The 18,865-nt window shown below is 62.1% G+C and carries 19 protein-coding genes; 7 read left to right on the top strand and 12 right to left on the bottom strand.

The genetic code is table 11. The features are described from left to right. The first annotated feature begins 137 nt into the window (after positions 1 to 137). The 4 genes from thrC (at position 138) to QQL76_RS11225 (ending at position 6,444) form a co-directional block, all read left to right on the top strand. Complete coding sequence (gene thrC, locus QQL76_RS11240) at positions 138 to 1,553, top strand: threonine synthase (protein ID WP_499207708.1); 1,416 nt, start codon at positions 138 to 140, stop codon at positions 1,551 to 1,553. 6 nt (positions 1,554 to 1,559) lie between these two features. Next, positions 1,560 to 2,867 carry a M16 family metallopeptidase gene (locus QQL76_RS11235; protein ID WP_499207707.1) on the top strand — a complete coding sequence of 436 codons (1,308 nt, stop codon included), beginning with the start codon at positions 1,560 to 1,562 and terminating at the stop codon, positions 2,865 to 2,867. A gap of 83 nt (positions 2,868 to 2,950) precedes the next feature. Next, positions 2,951 to 3,538 carry a GNAT family N-acetyltransferase gene (locus tag QQL76_RS11230; RefSeq protein ID WP_404864563.1) on the top strand — a complete coding sequence of 196 codons (588 nt, stop codon included), beginning with the start codon at positions 2,951 to 2,953 and terminating at the stop codon, positions 3,536 to 3,538. A 53-nt stretch (positions 3,539 to 3,591) separates the two neighbouring features. Next, positions 3,592 to 6,444 (top strand): EAL domain-containing protein, encoded by a 2,853-nt coding sequence (locus tag QQL76_RS11225; protein WP_499208357.1) that lies wholly within the window; start codon positions 3,592 to 3,594, stop codon positions 6,442 to 6,444. Between the two features lie 8 nt (positions 6,445 to 6,452). Here QQL76_RS11225 and QQL76_RS11220 read toward each other — a convergent pair whose 3' ends face one another. Further along, the gene (locus QQL76_RS11220) at positions 6,453 to 7,061 is read right to left on the bottom strand and encodes a YqgE/AlgH family protein (RefSeq protein ID WP_499208356.1); all 609 of its coding nucleotides are present in this window, start codon (positions 7,059 to 7,061) and stop codon (positions 6,453 to 6,455) included. A 250-nt stretch (positions 7,062 to 7,311) separates the two neighbouring features. On the opposite strand from QQL76_RS11220, the gene QQL76_RS11215 reads away from it, so the two are divergent. Both QQL76_RS11215 and QQL76_RS11210 read left to right on the top strand, forming a co-directional pair. Beyond that, positions 7,312 to 8,088, top strand: a complete 777-nt coding sequence (locus tag QQL76_RS11215; RefSeq protein ID WP_499207706.1) for a protein-disulfide reductase DsbD domain-containing protein — start codon at positions 7,312 to 7,314, stop codon at positions 8,086 to 8,088. Positions 8,089 to 8,225: 137 nt separating this feature from the next. Next, positions 8,226 to 8,711, top strand: a complete 486-nt coding sequence (locus QQL76_RS11210; RefSeq protein WP_499207705.1) for a peroxiredoxin — start codon at positions 8,226 to 8,228, stop codon at positions 8,709 to 8,711. A 7-nt stretch (positions 8,712 to 8,718) separates the two neighbouring features. Here QQL76_RS11210 and rnhA read toward each other — a convergent pair whose 3' ends face one another. From rnhA to coxB, 11 genes are all read right to left on the bottom strand, one after another. Beyond that, positions 8,719 to 9,171 carry a ribonuclease H family protein gene (gene rnhA / locus QQL76_RS11205; protein ID WP_499207704.1) on the bottom strand — a complete coding sequence of 151 codons (453 nt, stop codon included), beginning with the start codon at positions 9,169 to 9,171 and terminating at the stop codon, positions 8,719 to 8,721. Continuing rightward, entirely contained in the window at positions 9,168 to 10,139 is a 972-nt protein-coding gene (locus tag QQL76_RS11200; protein WP_499207703.1) for a homoserine kinase, read from the bottom strand. Before QQL76_RS11200 ends, rnhA begins: the two co-directional genes overlap by 4 nt. A 2-nt stretch (positions 10,140 to 10,141) precedes the next feature. Further along, positions 10,142 to 11,176: a 4-hydroxy-3-methylbut-2-enyl diphosphate reductase gene (gene ispH, locus QQL76_RS11195; protein WP_499208355.1), complete on the bottom strand. Its 1,035-nt coding sequence runs from the start codon at positions 11,174 to 11,176 to the stop codon at positions 10,142 to 10,144. Further along, the gene (locus QQL76_RS11190; RefSeq protein ID WP_499207702.1) at positions 11,176 to 11,949 is read right to left on the bottom strand and encodes an SURF1 family protein; all 774 of its coding nucleotides are present in this window, start codon (positions 11,947 to 11,949) and stop codon (positions 11,176 to 11,178) included. Before QQL76_RS11190 ends, ispH begins: the two co-directional genes overlap by 1 nt. Further along, positions 11,933 to 12,322 (bottom strand): DUF983 domain-containing protein, encoded by a 390-nt coding sequence (locus tag QQL76_RS11185; protein WP_499207701.1) that lies wholly within the window; start codon positions 12,320 to 12,322, stop codon positions 11,933 to 11,935. The genes QQL76_RS11190 and QQL76_RS11185 overlap by 17 nt, the downstream gene beginning before the upstream one ends. Before the next feature lie 103 nt (positions 12,323 to 12,425). Then, positions 12,426 to 13,304, bottom strand: a complete 879-nt coding sequence (locus QQL76_RS11180; RefSeq protein ID WP_499207700.1) for a cytochrome c oxidase subunit 3 — start codon at positions 13,302 to 13,304, stop codon at positions 12,426 to 12,428. A gap of 59 nt (positions 13,305 to 13,363) precedes the next feature. After that, on the bottom strand, positions 13,364 to 13,978 hold the full coding sequence (locus tag QQL76_RS11175) for a cytochrome c oxidase assembly protein (RefSeq protein WP_499207699.1): 615 nt from the start codon (positions 13,976 to 13,978) through the stop codon (positions 13,364 to 13,366). 11 nt (positions 13,979 to 13,989) lie between these two features. After that, positions 13,990 to 14,142 (bottom strand): cytochrome c oxidase system small membrane protein, encoded by a 153-nt coding sequence (locus tag QQL76_RS11170; RefSeq protein ID WP_164527743.1) that lies wholly within the window; start codon positions 14,140 to 14,142, stop codon positions 13,990 to 13,992. A gap of 11 nt (positions 14,143 to 14,153) precedes the next feature. Continuing rightward, on the bottom strand, positions 14,154 to 15,116 hold the full coding sequence (cyoE, locus tag QQL76_RS11165) for a heme o synthase (protein ID WP_404862475.1): 963 nt from the start codon (positions 15,114 to 15,116) through the stop codon (positions 14,154 to 14,156). 108 nt (positions 15,117 to 15,224) lie between these two features. Beyond that, positions 15,225 to 16,883 (bottom strand): cytochrome c oxidase subunit I, encoded by a 1,659-nt coding sequence (ctaD, locus tag QQL76_RS11160; protein ID WP_126011132.1) that lies wholly within the window; start codon positions 16,881 to 16,883, stop codon positions 15,225 to 15,227. 18 nt (positions 16,884 to 16,901) lie between these two features. Then, positions 16,902 to 17,801 carry a cytochrome c oxidase subunit II gene (gene coxB / locus QQL76_RS11155; RefSeq protein ID WP_499207698.1) on the bottom strand — a complete coding sequence of 300 codons (900 nt, stop codon included), beginning with the start codon at positions 17,799 to 17,801 and terminating at the stop codon, positions 16,902 to 16,904. Positions 17,802 to 18,125: 324 nt separating this feature from the next. On the opposite strand from coxB, the gene QQL76_RS11150 reads away from it, so the two are divergent. Next, positions 18,126 to 18,755 (top strand): invasion associated locus B family protein, encoded by a 630-nt coding sequence (locus tag QQL76_RS11150; protein ID WP_126011134.1) that lies wholly within the window; start codon positions 18,126 to 18,128, stop codon positions 18,753 to 18,755. Positions 18,756 to 18,865 lie beyond the last annotated feature (110 nt).

Here is an 18,865-nt window from a genome sequence, read left to right as displayed (position 1 = left end):
TGCTAACCATATCCCAGCCCATCCGCACCGCTTCGCGACGGTTAGCCATCGGCCTTTCCTTGAACCATGGCGATGGTCTATAGGTCGCCGCGACCGTCTACGGCGGCCACTTCCTTCGCAGACATGGGAATCTTTTCGTGGACTATGTTTCGACGCGGGGCAACGCTCCGGCTCTTGGCTTCAGCGATGCACTGCTTGCCGGCCTTGCCGGCGATGGCGGCCTCTACGTACCGCGCGAATGGCCGCAATTCTCCGCAGCCGACATCAAGGCCATGCGCGCCAAGAGCTATCAGGACATCGCCTTCACCGTGATGCATCCGCTGGTCGGCGACGATATCTCATCCGGAGATCTGCGTCGGATGATCGACGAGGCCTATGCGACGTTCCGCCACGAAGCGATCGTGCCGCTCGTGCAGACCGGTGCGGACCGGTTCCTGATGGAGCTTTTCCACGGCCCGACGCTGGCGTTCAAGGACGTCGCGATGCAGTTGATCGCGCGCCTCATGGACCACGTGCTGATCGAGCGTGACCAGCGCGCCACGATCGTCGGCGCGACGTCGGGCGATACGGGTGCGGCGGCTGTCGAGGCCTTTGCCGGCCGCGACCGCACCGATATGTTCATCCTATTTCCGAAGGGCCGCGTCTCACCGGTGCAGCAGCGCCAGATGACGACAACGACGGCGGCCAATGTCCGGACGCTGGCGATCGAAGGCAATTTCGACGACTGCCAGGATCTCGTGAAAGCAATGTTCGCCGACGCGCCGTTCCGCGATCGGGTCAGGCTGTCGGGCATCAATTCGATCAACTGGGCACGGATCATGGCCCAGATCGTCTACTACTTTTCCTCCGCCGTTTCGCTTGGCGCACCCGATCGCGCCGTCTCCTTCACCGTTCCGACAGGCAATTTCGGCGACATCTTTGCCGGCTACGCGGCCAAGCGCATGGGTCTTCCCGTCGAGCGGCTGGTGGTCGCCACCAACGAAAACGACATTCTCGCCCGCGCCATCCAGACCGGGCGTTACGAGATGCACTCGGTCGTCGCCACCACCTCGCCGTCCATGGACATCCAGATCTCGTCCAATTTCGAACGGCTTCTGTTCGAAGCTCTGGACCGGGACGCCGAGCGGGTTCGACAGGCGATGGCCAGGCTGAAGCAGTCTCGCGCCTTCGATATCGAAGCCGATGCGCTTGCGGAAATCCGCGCGGGCTTCGGCGCCGGACGCGCCTCCATGGACGAGGTCGCGGCGGCGATCGGCTCCGTTTTCAAGACGACCGGCATGGTGATCGATCCGCATACGGCGACCGGCATGCATGTCGCTGCGCGCGAATCGGTGGTGCAGGCACCGATGGTCACGCTTGCCACCGCACATCCGGCGAAATTCCCCGACGCCGTAAAATCTGCGTGCGGTATTGACCCGGCCTTGCCGGCGTGGCTCTCTGATCTCATGGACAGGGAGGAGCGCTTCGATACGCTGCCGGGCGACCTTTCCGCGGTCGAGGCTTTCATCCTCGCCAACGCCCGTGCCGCCGATGGCCGGGCGCAGAAAGACTGAGAGTTCATGAGCGTACAATGTACCCGGCTTGCAAGCGGCCTGACAGTCGTGACCGAGATGATGCCTCATCTGGAGAGCGTCGCGCTCGGCGTCTGGATCAAGGCAGGCTCACGCAACGAGACTGAAAACCAGCACGGCATCGCCCATCTGCTCGAACACATGGCCTTCAAGGGCACGGCGCGACGCACCGCCCGCCAGATCGCCGAAGAAATCGAGAATGTCGGTGGCGAGGTGAACGCCTCCACATCGGTAGAGACGACCGCCTATTACGCGCGCATCCTGAAGAACGACGTGCCGCTGGCCGTCGATATTCTCGCCGACATCCTCACCGAATCGAGCTTCGACGAAGAAGAGCTCGAGCGCGAACAACACGTGATCCTTCAGGAAATCGGCGCTGCCAACGATACGCCGGACGATGTCGTGTTCGACCGCTTCTCGGAGGTTGCTTTCCGCGACCAGCCTCTCGGCCGCGCCATTCTCGGCACGCCGGAGACGGTGAAATCCTTCGCGCCCAAGGACCTGCGACACTATCTCGACCGCCATTATACGAGCGACCGGATGATCATCGTTGCCGCTGGCGCGATCGATCACGACAGCTTCGTGCGTCAGGTCGAAGATCGCTTCGCTTCGATCCCCAAGGGGGGAAACGACAACAGCGTCGTCACTCCAGCGCGCTATATCGGCGGCGATTATCGCGAATCCCGTAACTTGATGGATGCTCAATTCCTGCTCGGCTTCGAGGGCCGCGCCTATCACGTGCGCGACTTCTATTGCTCCCAACTCCTTGCCAATGTGCTTGGCGGCGGAATGTCGTCGCGCCTCTTTCAGAAGGTGCGTGAGGAGCGTGGCCTCTGCTACTCGGTCTATGCCTTTCATTGGGGCTTCTCCGACAGCGGCGTCTTCGGCATTCATGCGGCGACCGGTGGCGATGACCTGCCGGAACTGGTGCCGGTGCTGATCGAGGAACTGCGTCATGTCGCGGAGAGCGTCGATGTGCAGGAGATCGACCGTGCGCGGGCGCAGACACGCGCGCAGTTGCTGATGGCACAGGAAAGCCCCGCGGCGCGTGCGAGCCAGATCGCGCGCCAGATGCTGCTCTACGGACGTCCCATTCCGAACGAGGAACTGATGGATCGGCTCGCCAATCTGACGCCGGCGCGCCTGACGGACCTTGCGGGACGGCTGTTCTTCGACACCGTGCCGACCATTTCCGCGATCGGACCGCTGGAAAGCCTGCCGTCCTTCGAGGAAATCCGAAACAGCCTATCGACGGGTGGTGGAGGCGCCGCATCCGCGCGCGCCGCCAGCGCCTGACCGCGTCCGGCTAAGGCTAGGTCGTGTTCGGTTTCCTGTCTCGACGCAGCGATCCGCTTCCGGTCGAGACGCCCGACAGCTACATGCGCTTTCCTGCCCGCTCGGACTTTGCCGCCTGGCGGGCGCTGCGGATGGAAAGCCGCGCCTTCCTTCAGCCCTGGGAGCCGAGCTGGGCGCCCGACGAACTGTCGCGCGTTTCGTTTCTCGGCCGCATCGGTCGATACGAGCGCGATTTCGCCGAGGGTCATGCGATCCCGATGTTTCTCTTCCGCAAGTCGAACGACGAACTGATGGGCGGCCTAACGATCGGTTATATCCGCCGTGGCGCTGCCCAGAGCTGCATGGTCGGCTACTGGATGGGCGAGCGCTATGCCGGCCAGGGGCACATGTCGCGGGCGCTTCAGGCGCTCATTCCCCACATCTTTACGCAGCTGAAGTTGCACCGCATCGAGGCAGCCTGTATCCCCGACAATGAGCGAAGCATCAGGCTCCTTGAAAAGGCCGGATTTCGCCGGGAAGGCTACATGCGGGGCTACCTCAAGATCGACGGCGTATGGCGCGACCACCTGCTCTACGCACGTCTGACGAACGATGCGGCTGCCGGCCGCTTCGAAACCGATCCGCACTCCGCGGATATCGGTTCGACTATGATGAAGATCGAGGCTCGATGATTAGGACGGACAGCAACCGCCGGCCCGCTATCGCCCTGATTTCGATAGTCCTCATGCTCGCAGGCCTGTTGGCGGCCTTGCTGCCGGGGCTGGCCCGAGCAGCCGATCCCGTCGCCATATCCCGCGACGAAACCGCGCTCGATCTGACCGCCGTCACCGATATTTATGCCCATCGCGGCGAGGCGTTTCAGGTATCCACCGCCCCCGGCACCGACGGCATCGTGCGCCGCATCGAAGTGCGCGCTTCGTCGCCACAGCACTCCGGCGACTGGGCCGTCTTTTCGCTCGCGAACGTCTCCGACGAGCAGCTGGATCGATTGATCGTCGCGCCGCATTTCCGGCTCGTCGGCTCGCGCATGATCTGGCCCGATCTCGGCTCGCAGCGCATCATTTCGGTCACGCCGAGCGAAGGCTTCGCGCTCGATCGCCAAGCAAGCCCTGATGCCGACGTGTTCCAGATCACGCTCAATCCGGGATCGATCGTCACCTTCGTTGCCGAATTGTCGTCGCCCGAGCTACCGCAGATCTATCTGTGGGAGCCGGATGCCTACAAGGACACGGTCAACGCATTCACGCTCTATCAGGGCATCGTGCTCGGCATTGCGGGCCTTCTCGCGGTGTTTCTCACCATTCTGTTCGTCGTGAAGGGCACGTCGATGCTGCCGGCGACAGCCGCGCTCGCCTGGGCGGTACTCGCCTATATCTGCGTCGATTTCGGTTTCCTGTCGAAACTGATCAGCGTCACGCCCGCCGATGAACGCATCTGGCGCGCGGGCACGGAAGTGTTCCTGGCGACCGGGCTCGTGATCTTCCTGTTCACCTATCTCAATCTCAATCGCTGGCACACCAATCTCAGCTACGCGACGCTCGCCTGGATCATCGCGCTCGGCCTGATCTTCGGAGTCGCGATCTACGATCCAGCGATCGCAGCCGGCCTCGCGCGCATTTCCTTCGCCACCACAGGCGTCGTCGGCCTGCTGCTCATCGCCTATCTCGGGTTCAACCGCTACGACCGGGCGATCATGCTGGTGCCTACCTGGGTGCTCATCCTCGTCTGGCTCTTCGGCGCCTGGATGACGGTGACGGGGCAGCTCGACAACGACATCATCCAGCCGGCCCTTGGCGGCGGCCTGGTGCTCATCGTGCTCCTGATCGGCTTTACGGTCATGCAGCACGCCTTTGCCGGCGGTGTCCTGCAGCAGGGCCTCTTCAGCGATCTGGAACGGCAGTCGCTCGCGCTCAGCGGCGCCGGCGATACCGTGTGGGACTGGGACGTTGCCCGCGACCGTGTCGTCACCATTCCCGACATTTCAGGGCAGCTCGGCCTGCCGGATGGTTCGTTGAACGGCGCTGCCCGCAACTGGCTGCCGCAGATCCACCCGGACGATCGGGACCGTTTCCGCAGTGCGCTCGACGTGATGATCGAGCACCGCAAGGGCCGGCTCAACCATCAGTTCCGTCTGCGGGCCGAAGACGCGCATTATCACTGGATGTCGCTGCGGGCGCGTCCGGTCGTCGGCTCCAACGGCGAAGTCATCCGCTGCGTCGGCACCATGATCGACGTGACCGAGCAGAAGAGTTCCGAGGAGCGCCTGCTCCACGATGCGGTGCACGACAATCTGACCGGTTTGCCGAACCGCGAACTGTTTCTCGACCGGCTGGACGCCCTCACCCGCATGTCGGCCTCGCAGGAAGCCATGCGGCCAACAGTTTTCATGATCGACATCGACCGGTTCAAGCAGGTCAACGACAATCTGGGCATGTCGGCCGGCGACACGATCCTTCTGACGATCACCCGCCGTCTCAAGCGCCTTTTGAAGCCTCAGGACACGCTTGCCCGCATCACCGGCGATCAGTTCGGCCTCATCCTTCTGTCCGAGCAGGCACCGGCGAAAGTCGCGGCGCTCGCCGAGGCAATCAACAAGGCAATCATGGTGCCGATCGTCTTCGCCAAGCGCGAGATCATTCTGACGGCCTCGATCGGCCTCGTCTCGTTCGTCGACGACAGCACGTCCGCCTACGACCTCATGAAGGATGCCGAACTCGGCATGTACCACGCCAAGCGTCAGGGCGGGAACCGGATCGAGCCCTTCCGCCCGGCTTTCAAGACGGTCGGCACGGACAAGCTGCATCTGGAATCGGATCTCCGCCGGGCGCTAGAGCGCAAGGAAATGGGGCTTGCCTATCAGCCGATCGTGCGCCTGGAGGATGGCGAGATCGTCGGTTTCGAGGCGCTCATGCGCTGGGAGCATCCGCGTCGGGGCGCCATCCCGCCTGCGGAATTCATTCCGATCGCCGAAAGCTCAGATCTCATCTTCGCGCTCGGCGTCTTCGCCATCGAGCAGGCTGCGTCGGACTTGAAGGACTGGCAGGGCGATGTCGGCGAAGTGCCGGTTTCGGTGTCGGTCAACATCTCCAGCGCGCAGCTTCTGCGCAACGATCTCTGCAACGATGTCCGCGCGGCGCTGACCAAAACCGGCTGCAAGCCGCATCATTTGAAGCTGGAACTCACCGAGTCCGTCGTGATGGAAAATCCTGAGCAGGCGGCACTTGTGCTTGCCCGCATGGGAGAGATCGGCATCGGCTTGGCGCTCGACGATTTCGGCACCGGGCATTCCTCGCTCGCCTATCTCACGCGCTTCCCCTTCGACACGCTGAAGATCGATCAGTCGCTCGTGCGTGACACCAGCGACAAGCGCGCGGTGCTCCTGCGCTCGATCATCACCATGGCCAAGGACCTGGACATGAAGGTTGTCGCCGAGGGTATCGAGCACGACGAGGATGCGGGCGAGCTGTTCGAAATGGGCTGCGATTTCGGCCAGAGCTTCCTGTTCGGCCCGGCCATGCGTGCGCCTGCCATCAAGCAGTTGCTTCGCGAGCGTTTTCCGCTGTCCAAGGCGAGCTGATCAGTCCCTCAGGCGTGGCCGCTCTCGCGCGACAGCATTGCGGGATCGATGCCCATGGATGCCAGCACGCGCTCGTATTTGTCGCCGATCGCCCGGTCGAAGACGACATCATCGGTTGCCGGGCAAGTCAGCCAGCCGTTCTCGGTGATCTCCGCTTCCAGCTGCCCTGGGCCCCATCCTGCGTAACCAAGCATCATCATGGCGCGGTGCGGTCCACGGCCTTGCGAGATTGCCCGCAGGATATCGACCGTTGCCGTCATGCACATCTCGTCCGAGACGGGCATGGTTGAATCGCCGATGTAATCGTCGCTGTGGAGCACGAAACCACGCCCGGTTTCCACCGGACCGCCCGCCTGCACCGAGATCAATTGCGCTCGGCGCGGCAGCCGGATCGCCTCGTTGCTCTTGATCACGTTCAGCTGAACCAGAAGATCCGAGAAGGTGATCGGCTGCGGGCGATTGAGGACAAAGCCCATGGCGCCGTCGCTGGAATGCGCACACAGGTAAATCACCGTGCGATCGAAGTTGGTATCCAGCATATGCGGCATGGCAATCAGCAGCTGCCCGTCGAGGTAGCTGCGTTCCTTGCTGTCATGCTTGAGCGCGCCGATGACCATGCGCAGAGGGTAACAAGCCACGGCGAAATGGAAAGCAATTTCGGCGCGATTCGACGTATCAATATTTCGCGACTGTCAGACAGGCGCGATGTCACTCGTTTATGATCATCGCGCCTCAAGCTGTGAGTTGCTGCGGTGAAACCGAGCCGCTAAGCCAGACGTCATGACGCAAAACACTGCCGACGCAGGAAAAACCGGACCGCACGCCCTTTTTGGGTGTGGGCTTGCCGCTTTCGCTCTGGTTGCAGCGTTGGCGCAAGGTCCAGCCCTCGCCGCTTCGTCTGAGTGGGTCGACCATGAAGGCGGCCGCCTGCGGATCGTCACCAGCACGCCCGATGCCGACGGCGTCATTCGCGGCATGCTGGACATCGAGCTGACACCGGGCTGGAAGACCTATTGGGTCGATCCGGGCGACAGCGGCCTGCCGCCGCAGATGACCATCTCCGGCAGCACCAATCTATCTGCCGTCGAGCTTTTCTTTCCAGCGCCTGAGCGGGTCGACGATGGGTACGCGATCTGGGCTGGCTACACATCATCCGTCCGCCTGCCGTTTCGCCTCCAGCAGGAGACTGCAGACGATACCGCGAACCTCGCTGCGAATATCCTGATCGGCGTGTGCAAGAGCGTCTGCATCCCCGTCGATGCGCAACTGGATGTGGCGCTGTCGCAGGGCGCTTCTCCCATTGAAACAGCGCTGGTCGATGAGGCGTTTTCATCCTTGCCAGGCGATCAGACAGCCGAGATGCGCATCGACGCCATCACGCGCGAGCCCGGCGAGCACGATCGGCTCCTGGTCGATGCCCATCTTCCCTCTGCCGAAGCGGCCGCGGCGGCTGAGCTCTTCATCGCCACGCCACCGGGGTGGCGGCTCGGCACGCCGAGAAAGATCGCGACGCAGGGTCAGACAAGCCGCTTCGCCGTGAAGGTCAAACGGCAGCCGATCGACGATGGAGCGGATGCCGCACCGCTGGCCCTCGTGCTGAAGACCCACACGCACAGCATCCAGCAAGTCATGCACGCCGAATAAGGAAACTGCCGTCCGGCCCCATGCGCAGCGGGAAACGACATCGGAAGCGCTGCGCCTTCTTCCATGCCACGCCTAAATTCTCTAGCGTGCGATCCGCGCCATTCGGCTCACTCATCAAGCCACACAGGAGAATTGCCTTGACCGTATCAGTCGGTGACAAGCTGCCGGAAGCAAAATTCAAGGAGAAGACGTCTGACGGGATGGAAGAGGTCTCCACAGCTGACGTCTTTGCTGGCAAGAAAGTCGTCCTGTTCGCCGTTCCCGGCGCCTTCACGCCGACCTGCGACATGAACCATCTGCCGGGCTACATCGAACACCGCGACACCATCCTCGGCAAGGGGGTCGACGACATTGCCGTCGTTGCCGTCAACGATGCTTTCGTGATGTCGGCCTGGAGCAAGTCCTCCGGCGGCGAAGGCAAGATCCGCTTCCTGTCCGACTGGGACGCCTCGTTCACGAAGGCCATCGGCATGGAAACCGATCTCTCCGCCGGCACACTCGGTGTGCGCTCCAAGCGCTATTCGATGGTCGTCGAGGATGGCGTCGTCAAAGCGCTGAACGTCGAAGACGCGCCGGGTCAGGCCACCAAGTCGGGTGCCGCCGCCATTCTCGAGCAGCTCTGATCCTCAATCAGCCGGCACGCCTTGCCGCCTTGAACGGCGCCATGGCGAGGCGTGCCAGCTCGTCGGCCCGTTCGTTCTCCGGGTGGCCGGCATGGCCCTTTACCCAGTGCAGGCGAACCTCGTGGCGATTGCGCGCCGCATCCAGCGCCTGCCACAGCTCGGCATTCTTGACCGGTTTCTTGTCGGCGGTCTTCCAGCCGTTCTTTTTCCAGCCATGGATCCACTTGGTCAGGCCGTCGCGCACATAGACGCTGTCGGTATAGAGATCGACCGTGCAGGGTGTCTTCAAGGCCTCAAGCGACGCGATCGCCGCCATCAATTCCATGCGATTGTTCGTCGTCTCGGCCTCGCCGCCCGACAGTTCCTTTTCGACGCCGTTAAAACGCAGGATCGCGCCCCAGCCGCCCGGCCCCGGATTCCCCGAGCAGGCGCCGTCGGTGTAAATCTCAACTGTCTTCATGCTGTCTCGCGAAGCCCGTATTCGGCCGCGTCCTTGATCTGTCTGTGGAAGCGCAAGCGCCTCAGATATTCCTTAGGGTCTTTCTTCACGACAAGTGCGCCCTCCGGCGTCGTCAGCCAGTCATAGAGACGCGTCAGGAAGAAACGGAGCGCCGAGCCTCGTGCCAGAAGCGGCAACGCGGCGCGCTCCGCATCCGTCAGCTTGCGTACCGAATCGTAGCCATCCAGAAGCGCCATGCCCTTCGTCATGTTGAAGGACCCATCTTTTTCGAAGCACCAGGCGTTGAGGCAGATCGAGACGTCATAGGCGAGCAGGTCGTTGCAGGCGAAATAAAAGTCGATCAGCCCGGAAACTTCGTCTCCGAGGAAGAAGACGTTGTCTGGAAAGAGATCGGCGTGGATGACCCCACTCGGAAGATTGGACGGCCAGGCGGCCTCCAGGCTGTCCAGTTCCCACTCGATCTCGGCCACCAGCCCCGGCTCGACCGTTTCGGCACGGTCACGCGACATGTCCCACAGCGGGCGCCAGCCCGAGACCGACAGCGCATTAGCCCGACCGAGTTCGAAGCCATCACCCGCCACATGCATGCGCGCAAGTGCTGCACCCACCTCGCGGCAATGCTCGGCGCGCGGCCGCCTCAGCCACATGCCCTCCAGGAAAGAGATCATCGCGGCCGGACGGCCGGCGAGCTCGCTCAACACACCTTCATCGCGCTTGCGGATCGGCAGCGGGCAATTGAGCCCCTGCCCGGCAAGGTGCTCCATCAGGCCGAGAAAGAACGGCAGATCGCGCCTGTCGACCCGCTTCTCATAGAGCGTCAGAATAAAGGAGCCGGCCGTGGTGTGGAGCAGGAAGTTCGAATTCTCGACCCCCTCGGCAATGCCCTTGTAGCTCAGCAGCGAGCCGACGTCGTAGTCGGCCAGGAAGACGGCAAGTTCATCCTCGGTGATATCGGTGTAGACGGCCAAGGTCAGCGTGCTCCGATGGCGAGAGCTTCGCCGTTGACGAAGGCCATGTCGGCCACCGTCAGTTCCGTATCGCGCAATTCGCGATTGACGAGGAATGTCTCGTCTTCCTGCACGGTTTCGGCCAGTTCGACGATGACATCGAACCGCTGCCGAAAGGCCTCGATAATTTCACTGACGATCGTTTCCGGCGCGGAGGCGCCGGCCGACAGGGCAACGGTCTTCAAGGGGCCGAGATGATCCCAATTGATCTCGTCCGCACGCTGGACCAGCAGCGCGTGCCGGGCGCCCGCCCGCACGGCCACTTCGACCAGGCGCTTGGAATTCGACGAGTTGGGGGCACCCACCACGAGGAAAAGATCGGTTCCGGGTGCTGCCGCCTTCACCGCATCCTGCCGGTTGGTCGTTGCGTAGCAGATCGATTCGGCCGCCGGCGCCTTCAGATTGGGGAAACGCTCTGTCAGCGCCGCGATGACGCCGGCCGTATCGTCCACCGACAGCGTCGTCTGGGTTACGAAACCGAGATTGTCGGGGTCTGCCGCTTCATAGGCGCGGGCATCCTCGACCGTTTCGATGAGGGACACCGCGCCTTCCGGCAATTGCCCCATGGTGCCGATCACTTCTGGGTGGCCTGCATGGCCGATCAGGAGCACATGCCGGCCCTGCCGCTCATGGCGCATGGCCTGCTTGTGGACCTTGGAGACCAGCGGACAGGTCGCATCGAGATAAAAGAGATTGCGCGCTTGCGCATCGGCCGGCACGGATTTCGGCACGCCGTGGGCCGAGAAGATGACGGGCTGCCCGCGGTGTTCCTCGGGTATCTCGTGAAGTTCCTCCACGAACACCGCGCCCTTGGCCTCGAGGCCTTCGACGACATAGCGATTGTGGACGATCTCGTGGCGGACATAGACCGGTGCACCGTATTTCTTCAGCGCGAGAACGACGATCTGGATTGCACGATCGACGCCTGCGCAGAACCCTCTCGGGCCGCACAGCCGGATCGTCAACGGAACCCTCGCCTCGTTCGTTACCTCTGTCATCATGCCTCGCGGTCGCTGTCCTGCGGCCTGCGTAGAAACATGAAACCGACCACACCTGCAAGGGCCGCGGCAAGGCCGTACCAGGTGACAGCGTATTGCAGATGGTTGTTTGGCAGAGCGACCTGGGTCACGCCGGGGATGGGATAGTTGTTCACAGGCGCATCATAGGTGCGGATATCTGCGAAGAACGGCACGAGGGTCTCCGTTTGCAGGCCCATCGCTTGGCGCATGGCCTCGAAATCCTTCCAGTACCAGAGATTATCGGCCGGCGCGTTGTCCGGCACGACGAAGCCCGGCTTTTCGAACAGCGGATTGCGGGCGAGAGCGTCAAAACCGACGATTCCCGTCGGCTCCCGCCAGGGACGGTCTGCGATGTTCTTCATGTCGTAAGGCACGAAGCCTCGGTTGACGATGATCGAGCGGCCGTCTTCCAGCATGAGGGGTGTGTAGACATACCAGCCGGACTGACCCTGGTGCGTGGCGAGAAAATGCTGCTCGGAGGCGTGGTCGAACGTCCCGCTCAGGCGGATCGGCACGTACTCCACGTCTTGCTCGGCGGCAAACAGCGCTTCCGCTTCGGGGAGCGCCATCGGCTCGGCGACGATGCGCTGCTCGATCGTCGCCAGCAGGGCTTCCTTCCATTGCAGGCGCTCCACCTGCCACGTTCCGAGCGCGATCAACGCGCCGAAGGCGGCAAGGATCACCACGAGGAAGATCGGCCCCGGCCTGCGCCGCTCGCGCACGACGATTGGCCTATCAGCGTTTGCCGTCATCGATGGCTCCCTCGCGTGCATTGTGCTTGTATTGCAGCGTGATCAGTACGCCCTTGAGTGCCCGCAGAAGCGCCAGGCACAGAACCAGCGTCACCGGCGCCCAGAGCAGCAGGTGCACCCACAGCGGCGGCTGAAAGGTCAGTTCAGCCCAAAGGGCCATCCCCACGACCAGGAAGCCGATGATCATGATGACGAAGACCGCTGGCCCGTCGCCGGCATCGGCAAATCCATAGTCGAGCCCGCACGCCTGACATTCGGGCTTCAGGCTCAGGAAGCCATCGAAAAGACGCCCCTCGCCACAGCGCGGGCAGACGCCCTTCAAGCCTGCGCGAACCGGATCGACTGCGGGGTGATGGGCGTGGTCCTCGTACATGTTCGGCCTCACGCAATGAAAATGGGCGGCCCGATTGGATCGGACCGCCCCAGATATAAGCATTCTAGGCTGCCCGGGCCATGGCCCGGACAGCGATGCGACATCAATGCGCAGCGATCGGTGCGCCCCAGGATGCCCAGACGTAGATCGAGAAGAAGAGGAAGAGCCACACCACGTCGACGAAGTGCCAGTACCAAGCAGCAGCTTCAAAACCGAAGTGCTTCTGCGGCGTGAAGTGCCCCTTCAGCGCACGGATGAGGCAGACGGCCAGGAAGATGGTCCCAACGATGACGTGGAAGCCATGGAAGCCCGTCGCCATGAAGAAGGTGGCGCCGTAGATCGAGTTCGCGAATTCGAACGGCGCGTGGACGTACTCATAATACTGGACGTAGGAGAACAGCACGCCGAGCGCGACCGTCAGTGACAGGCCATAGATCAGGCCCTTGCGGTCGTTGTGCAGCAGCGCATGGTGCGCCCAGGTGACCGTCGTGCCGGAAAGCAGCAGGATGACGGTGTTGTAGAGTGGCAGGTGCAGCGGATCCAGCACCTCGATGCCGGCCGGTGGCCACTGGCCGCCCGTGAAGGCCACGCGGGCTTCCTGGATCGATTCGTCAGCGAAGAGGCTCGCATCGAAGAAGGCCCAGAACCAGGCGACGAAGAACATCACTTCGGAAGCGATGAACATGATCATGCCGTAGCGCAGGTGCAGCGACACGACGCGCGTGTGATGCCCCTCGCGCGATTCCTTTACCGTGTCCGACCACCAGCCATACATGGTGTAGAGCACGATCGCGAGGCCGATGTAAAAGAGCCACGGGCTCGCCCAGTTGACCCCGAACATGTTGAAGGAGCCACCGGAAAGATAGCGCATGTAGCCGACGCCACCGAAGGCCATGACCAGAGCGCCGATCGAAGCGACCAGGGGCCAGGGTGACGGGTCGATGATGTGATAGTCGTGATTTTTCGTATGTGCATCGGCCATGAACTGATCCCCGATTGACCTTTCCTTGCAGGCGGAACCCGACGGACCGCCTTATTCCATTAGAGACTGTCCGAATTCTTCTCGTCGCCGACCGGCGCTGCAGCAACGGGTGCAGCTTCCGTGGCGTGCGGGAAGAACGTGTATGACAACGTAATCGTTTCGATGTTCTGCGTCTCGCGCTGATCGACGATCGCCGGATCCACGAAGAACACGACCGGCATGTCGATCGACTCACCGGGTTCGAGGCTCATCTCGGTGAAGCAGAAGCACTCGACCTTGTTGAAGAAAGCGCCGGCGGTCTGTGGCGTGACATTGTAGGTCGCCTGACCGGACGTCGTGCGCTCGCTGTTGTTGGTCGCCATGTACTCAACCTGAATCGTCTCGCCGATCCGGACTTCGACCTCGCGCTGCTTCGGGCGGAATGTCCAGGGCAGGCCGTTCACGTTCGCATCGAAGCGAACCTTGACCGTGCGGTCGAGGATCGTGTCGGAATATTGTTCGGCGCGCTGCGTCGTGCCGCCATAGCCTGTCACCTGACAGAACAGCTCGTAAAGCGGCACCGCTGCATAAGCCATGCCGCCCATGGTCGAGGCGAAAACCAGACACGCGATCACGATGCCGCGGTTGTTGGCGGGCTTCTTCGTTTCTGCTGCAGTGTCGTTACGATCGGCCACGTGCGTCTCCCTCAGATCATCGGCTTGTTCATGATCTCCGGCCCGATCTTGATGACCGTTGCCGCGTAGAACAGGATGACAAGCAGCGCCAGAACGATGCCGATCGCGATGGACCGGTTGCGGCGTGCGCGCTTCTGCTTTTCAGTCAGTTCGACAGTTTCCATTGCTGCCTCCATCATGCCGCAAACGCTGTGAAGGCCCGCATCGCCCAATCGTCGATCAGGAACAATGCGAAGATCGCGAAGAGATAGATCAGCGAATAACCGAACAGCTTCTTGGCCGGCACCATGACGCGATCGTCTTCCGGCATCTTCCAGACCTTGTAGGCATGGCGGACAAACTCGGCGCCGAGCAGCAGCGAGACGGCGGCATAGACCGGACCGGCAAAGCCGAGGAAGTACGGTGATACGCCGACAACGGCCGTTGCGACCGCATACCAGAACATCTGCGTCTTGGTGGACGCCTCGCCCTTGACGTTCGGCATCATCGGAACACCGGCATCGCCATAGTCACGCAGCTTGAAAAGCGCGAGCGCCCAGAAGTGCGGCGGCGTCCACAGGAAGATGATCAGGAAAAGCACGACGCTTTCGATCGAGATGGAGCCGGTGACGGCGACCCAGCCGATCATGGGCGGAAAAGCGCCGGCAGCACCGCCGATGACGATGTTTTGCGGCGTCATGCGCTTCAGCCACATCGTGTAGACGACGGCGTAGAAGAAGATGGTGAAAGCCAGAAGCGCGGAAGCGGCCCAGTTTACGAGCAGTCCGAGCGTAATCACCGAGAAAACGGAAAGGATCAGGCCGAAGCCCAGCGCTTCGCTACCGGTCACCCGGCCATCGGGAATGGGACGCTTTGCCGTTCGCGTCATCACCGCGTCGATATCGGCGTCGTACCACATGTTGAGCGCGCCGGAGGCGCCTGCGCCGACGGCGATGCAGAGCACGGCAACGCCGGCGATGAACGGGTGGATGTCGCCGGGCGCGAGATAAAGGCCGACGAAGGCCGTGAAGATCACGAGCGACATGACCCGCGGCTTCAGGAGATCGAAGAAGTCGCGTGCGCTGGCCTCGGACATGCGGACATCGGATCCGCCAACGATTTCAGGCACGGCGACATCATGATCGCTGGTGTAGGCCATTCAACTCAACCTTTCGCGCGGGACGCGCAGATTTTAGTCTTCTCTCAAGTCGGAGACCGCCAAACGATGCTGGCGGTCTCTTGTTCATCAACCCTGGTCGGCTGCCGCTTACTTGATGCGCGGCAGCTGCTCCCACTGGTGGAACGGCGGCGGCGAAGACAGCTGCCACTCGAGTGTCGTTGCACCCTCACCCCATGGATTGTCGCCCGCGATCCGCTTCTTGGCGAAGGCTTCCCAGACGCCATAGAGGAAGATCAGGACACCGATGGCGGCGATGTACGAACCGTAGGACGAGATCGCGTTCCAGCCTGCAAAGGCATCAGGGTAGTCGATGTAACGGCGCGGCATGCCGGCCAGACCCAGGAAGTGCTGCGGGAAGAACACGAGGTTCACGCCGATGAAGGTGACCCAGAAGTGGGTTTTGGCGACCATGGAATTGTACATGTAGCCGGTCATCTTCGGGAACCAATAGTACCAGGCTGCGAAGATCGCGAAGACGGCGCCGAGCGACAGCACGTAGTGGAAGTGCGCAACGACGTAATAGGTGTCATGGAAGGAGCGATCGAGACCCGCATTGGCGAGCTGCACGCCCGTGACGCCACCAACCGTGAAGAGGAAGATGAAGCCGATCGCCCACAGCATCGGCGTGCGGAACGAGATCGAACCGCCCCACATCGTCGCGATCCACGAGAAGATCTTCACGCCCGTCGGAACCGCGATGACCATCGTAGCGAAGACGAAGTAGCGCTGCGTGTCGAGCGACAGGCCGACCGTGTACATGTGGTGGGCCCACACGATGAAGCCGACGGCGCCGATCGCGACCATGGCGTAGGCCATGCCGAGATAGCCGAACACCGGCTTGCGCGAGAAGGTCGAAATGATGTGGCTGACGATGCCGAAGGCCGGCAGGATCAGGATGTACACTTCCGGGTGACCGAAGAACCAGAACAGGTGCTGGAAGAGGATCGGATCACCACCGCCCGACGGATCGAAGAACGCCGTGCCGAAGTTGCGGTCCGTCAGAAGCATGGTGATGGCACCAGCGAGAACGGGCAGCGACAGGAGAAGCAGGAAGGCGGTGATCAGAACCGACCAGGCGAAGAGCGGCATCTTGTGCAGCGTCATGCCCGGAGCGCGCATGTTGAAGATCGTGGTGATGAAGTTGATCGCACCGAGGATCGACGAGGCACCGGCAATGTGCAGCGACAGGATCGCGAGATCCATGGCTGGCCCAGGCTGGCCGGATGTCGAGAACGGAGGGTAGATCGTCCAACCACCACCGACACCGTAGGCACCGGCCGGACCTTCGACGAACATCGAAAGCAGCAGCAGGATGAATGCGGGCGGCAGAAGCCAGAACGAGATGTTGTTCATGCGTGGGAACGCCATGTCCGGCGCACCGATCATGATCGGCACCATCCAGTTGGCGAAGCCGCCGATGAGCGCCGGCATGACCATGAAGAAGATCATGATGAGGCCGTGAGCGGTCGTGAACACATTGTACATGTGCTTGCCGCCGTCGAGGGCTGCATCACCCTCGAAGCCGTAGACCATGGCTGCGAGGCCGTGGAAAATCTGGATGCCCGGCTCCTGCAGCTCCATGCGCATGAAGATGGACAGGGCGCCACCGATGATGCCCGCCATGATCGCGAAGATCAGGTAGAGCGTACCGATGTCCTTGTGGTTGGTGGAGAACATCCACCGCTTCACGAAGCCTTGCGGCACGTGATCGTGATGGGCGTCGTGAGCAGCGGTCGAACCGGCCATGAGCCTCGCTCCTAGTTCTTACTGTGCATCGTTTTCGGCAACGTCGACGGACTTTTCAGCCTCGATCGCAGCCATGAGAGCGCGGTTCGCTTCGCCGACATTGGCGGCAGCGGCCGTAGCCCAGGAATTGTACTGCTCTTCGCTCACAACGCGAATCGCGATCGGCATAAAGGCGTGATCCTTACCGCACAGTTCTGAGCACTGGCCGTAATAGAGGCCTTCACGCTCCGCCTTGAACCACGTCTCGTTCAGACGGCCCGGCACGGCGTCCATCTTCACACCGAAAGCCGGCATGGCGAAGGAGTGGAGAACGTCACCGGCCGTGATGAGCAGGCGGACGGTCTGGTTCACCGGCACAACGACTTCGTTGTCGACGGCCAGCAGACGCGGATAAGCGGCAACATCGGTCTTGCCGGCAGCTTCGCGGTCGGCGTCCTGCAGCATGAAGGAATCGAAGACGACTTCCGTCGGCTCGCCACCCTCTTCCGCTTCAGCCTGGTATTCATAGCCCCAGTACCACTGGTAGCCGGTCGCCTTGATCGTCAGCGCGGCTTCTTCCGGCGGATCGTACTGGGCGGAGAGCAGTTGGAAGGACGGAACGGCGATCGCCAGGAGAATCACGACCGGCGCGACGGTCCAGACAACTTCGATCAGCGTGTTGTGGCTGGTGCGCGACGGAACCGGGTTTGCCGATTTACGGAACTTGATGGCGCAATAGGCGAGAAGGCCGAGAACGAGCAGCGTGATCGGCACGATGAACCACAGCGTGTAAATCTCGAACCACGTGATTTCCTGCATGATTCCAGTCGCTGCCGGCTGAAAACGCACCTGCCAGTCGACCGGCTGATCCGCGTTGGCCCCGGTAGCAGAAAGCAGCGAAACCATAGCGGTCAGCGCTGCAAATGAGATGTATCTCACACCCAATCTCCTTGAAGCATGGCCCATTGCAGGCACAATCTTGTACCGAGCCGGACTTTCTTGCCCGCTTAGAACCATAATTTACAGGCTATCGCAACATGCGGAAGGCGCTTCTCATGCGGCATTTTGCACCCGACGCGCCATAGTCTTAAGGTGGGGCGTCCACGCCTGCCTCCCATGTCTCCACTCTTTGTTTATTTGCGTCTAGCTGCACGATTCTGGCCGTTATTGATGGATATGCGGGAAGGCTCCGCCGGCCGGGCTTTCATTTTCGGCCGCGCGCCGTCAAATTCCTGCCTGTGATTCGCCATTTCGAGGTCGCCGATGCTGCCGAGCCCACTGTCTGTCTTCATCCGGAGCGCCACCGCCGGCGCCGCATTCCTGGCCCTGGCCGCACTCCCTCTTTCAGCCCAGGCACAGGATGCCGAGGCTCCGGCCGAAGCGCCGGCGGCAGAAACGCCGGCTGAAGGCGAGCCTGCGCCGGAAGCCCAGACATTGCCGGAGACTCAGCCTTCGCCATCACAGAGCGGCGCCGTTCGCTCCACACATGGTGCCTGGTCGATCGTCTGCGACGAACAGGCTGGCGCGCCCGACGAGCAATGTGCGCTCATGCAGAACGTGATCGCCGAGGACCGCCCGGAAGTCGGTCTTTCGGTCGTCGTGCTGAAGACGGCCGACGATCAGGCCCGCATCCTGCGCGTCCTTGCGCCACTCGGCGTTCTTCTGCCCAACGGCCTCGGTCTCAATGTCGATGGCGAGGATATCGGCCGGGCCTATTTCGTGCGCTGCTTCACCGACGGCTGTTACGCTGAGGTGATTTTGGAAGACGAACTGCTCGAGACCATGGGTAGCGGCACGACCGCGACGTTCATCGTGTTTCAGACGCCGGAAGAAGGCATCGGCATACCGGTCGATCTGGACGGCTTCGAAGCAGGCTTCGCTGCCCTGCCCTGAGGCTGCCTCGGCCGCCACGCGTATTCCAAAGCCGCCTCATGGGCGGCTTTGCCGTTTCTGAGGGTGTGATTCCATCCGGCCAAGGCCTATATGACCCGGACCACTTCAAG

It is taken from the genome of Rhizobium albus (genome assembly GCA_030160035.1).
GTDB lineage: Bacteria > Pseudomonadota > Alphaproteobacteria > Rhizobiales > Rhizobiaceae > Georhizobium > Georhizobium albus.
The sequence above is the reverse complement of the archived record's forward strand: the minus strand, read 5'-3'. Positions and strand labels throughout refer to the sequence as shown.

Excerpts from the sequence above, each read along its gene's own strand:
- QQL76_RS11235 (WP_499207707.1), top strand. The coding sequence starts at position 1,560 with ATGAGCGTACAATGTACCCGGCTTGCAAGCGGCCTGACAGTCGTGACC.
- cyoE (WP_404862475.1), bottom strand. The coding sequence starts at position 15,116 with ATGGCCTACACCAGCGATCATGATGTCGCCGTGCCTGAAATCGTTGGC.
- QQL76_RS11185 (WP_499207701.1), bottom strand. The coding sequence starts at position 12,322 with ATGTACGAGGACCACGCCCATCACCCCGCAGTCGATCCGGTTCGCGCA.
- QQL76_RS11180 (WP_499207700.1), bottom strand. The coding sequence starts at position 13,304 with ATGGCCGATGCACATACGAAAAATCACGACTATCACATCATCGACCCG.
- QQL76_RS11190 (WP_499207702.1), bottom strand. The coding sequence starts at position 11,949 with ATGACGGCAAACGCTGATAGGCCAATCGTCGTGCGCGAGCGGCGCAGG.
- rnhA (WP_499207704.1), bottom strand. The coding sequence starts at position 9,171 with ATGAAGACAGTTGAGATTTACACCGACGGCGCCTGCTCGGGGAATCCG.
- ctaD (WP_126011132.1), bottom strand. The coding sequence starts at position 16,883 with ATGGCCGGTTCGACCGCTGCTCACGACGCCCATCACGATCACGTGCCG.
- QQL76_RS11225 (WP_499208357.1), top strand. The coding sequence starts at position 3,592 with ATGCTCGCAGGCCTGTTGGCGGCCTTGCTGCCGGGGCTGGCCCGAGCA.
- QQL76_RS11170 (WP_164527743.1), bottom strand. The coding sequence starts at position 14,142 with ATGGAAACTGTCGAACTGACTGAAAAGCAGAAGCGCGCACGCCGCAAC.
- QQL76_RS11230 (WP_404864563.1), top strand. The coding sequence starts at position 2,951 with ATGCGCTTTCCTGCCCGCTCGGACTTTGCCGCCTGGCGGGCGCTGCGG.
- QQL76_RS11150 (WP_126011134.1), top strand. The coding sequence starts at position 18,126 with ATGCTGCCGAGCCCACTGTCTGTCTTCATCCGGAGCGCCACCGCCGGC.
- ispH (WP_499208355.1), bottom strand. The coding sequence starts at position 11,176 with ATGACAGAGGTAACGAACGAGGCGAGGGTTCCGTTGACGATCCGGCTG.
- QQL76_RS11220 (WP_499208356.1), bottom strand. The coding sequence starts at position 7,061 with ATGGTCATCGGCGCGCTCAAGCATGACAGCAAGGAACGCAGCTACCTC.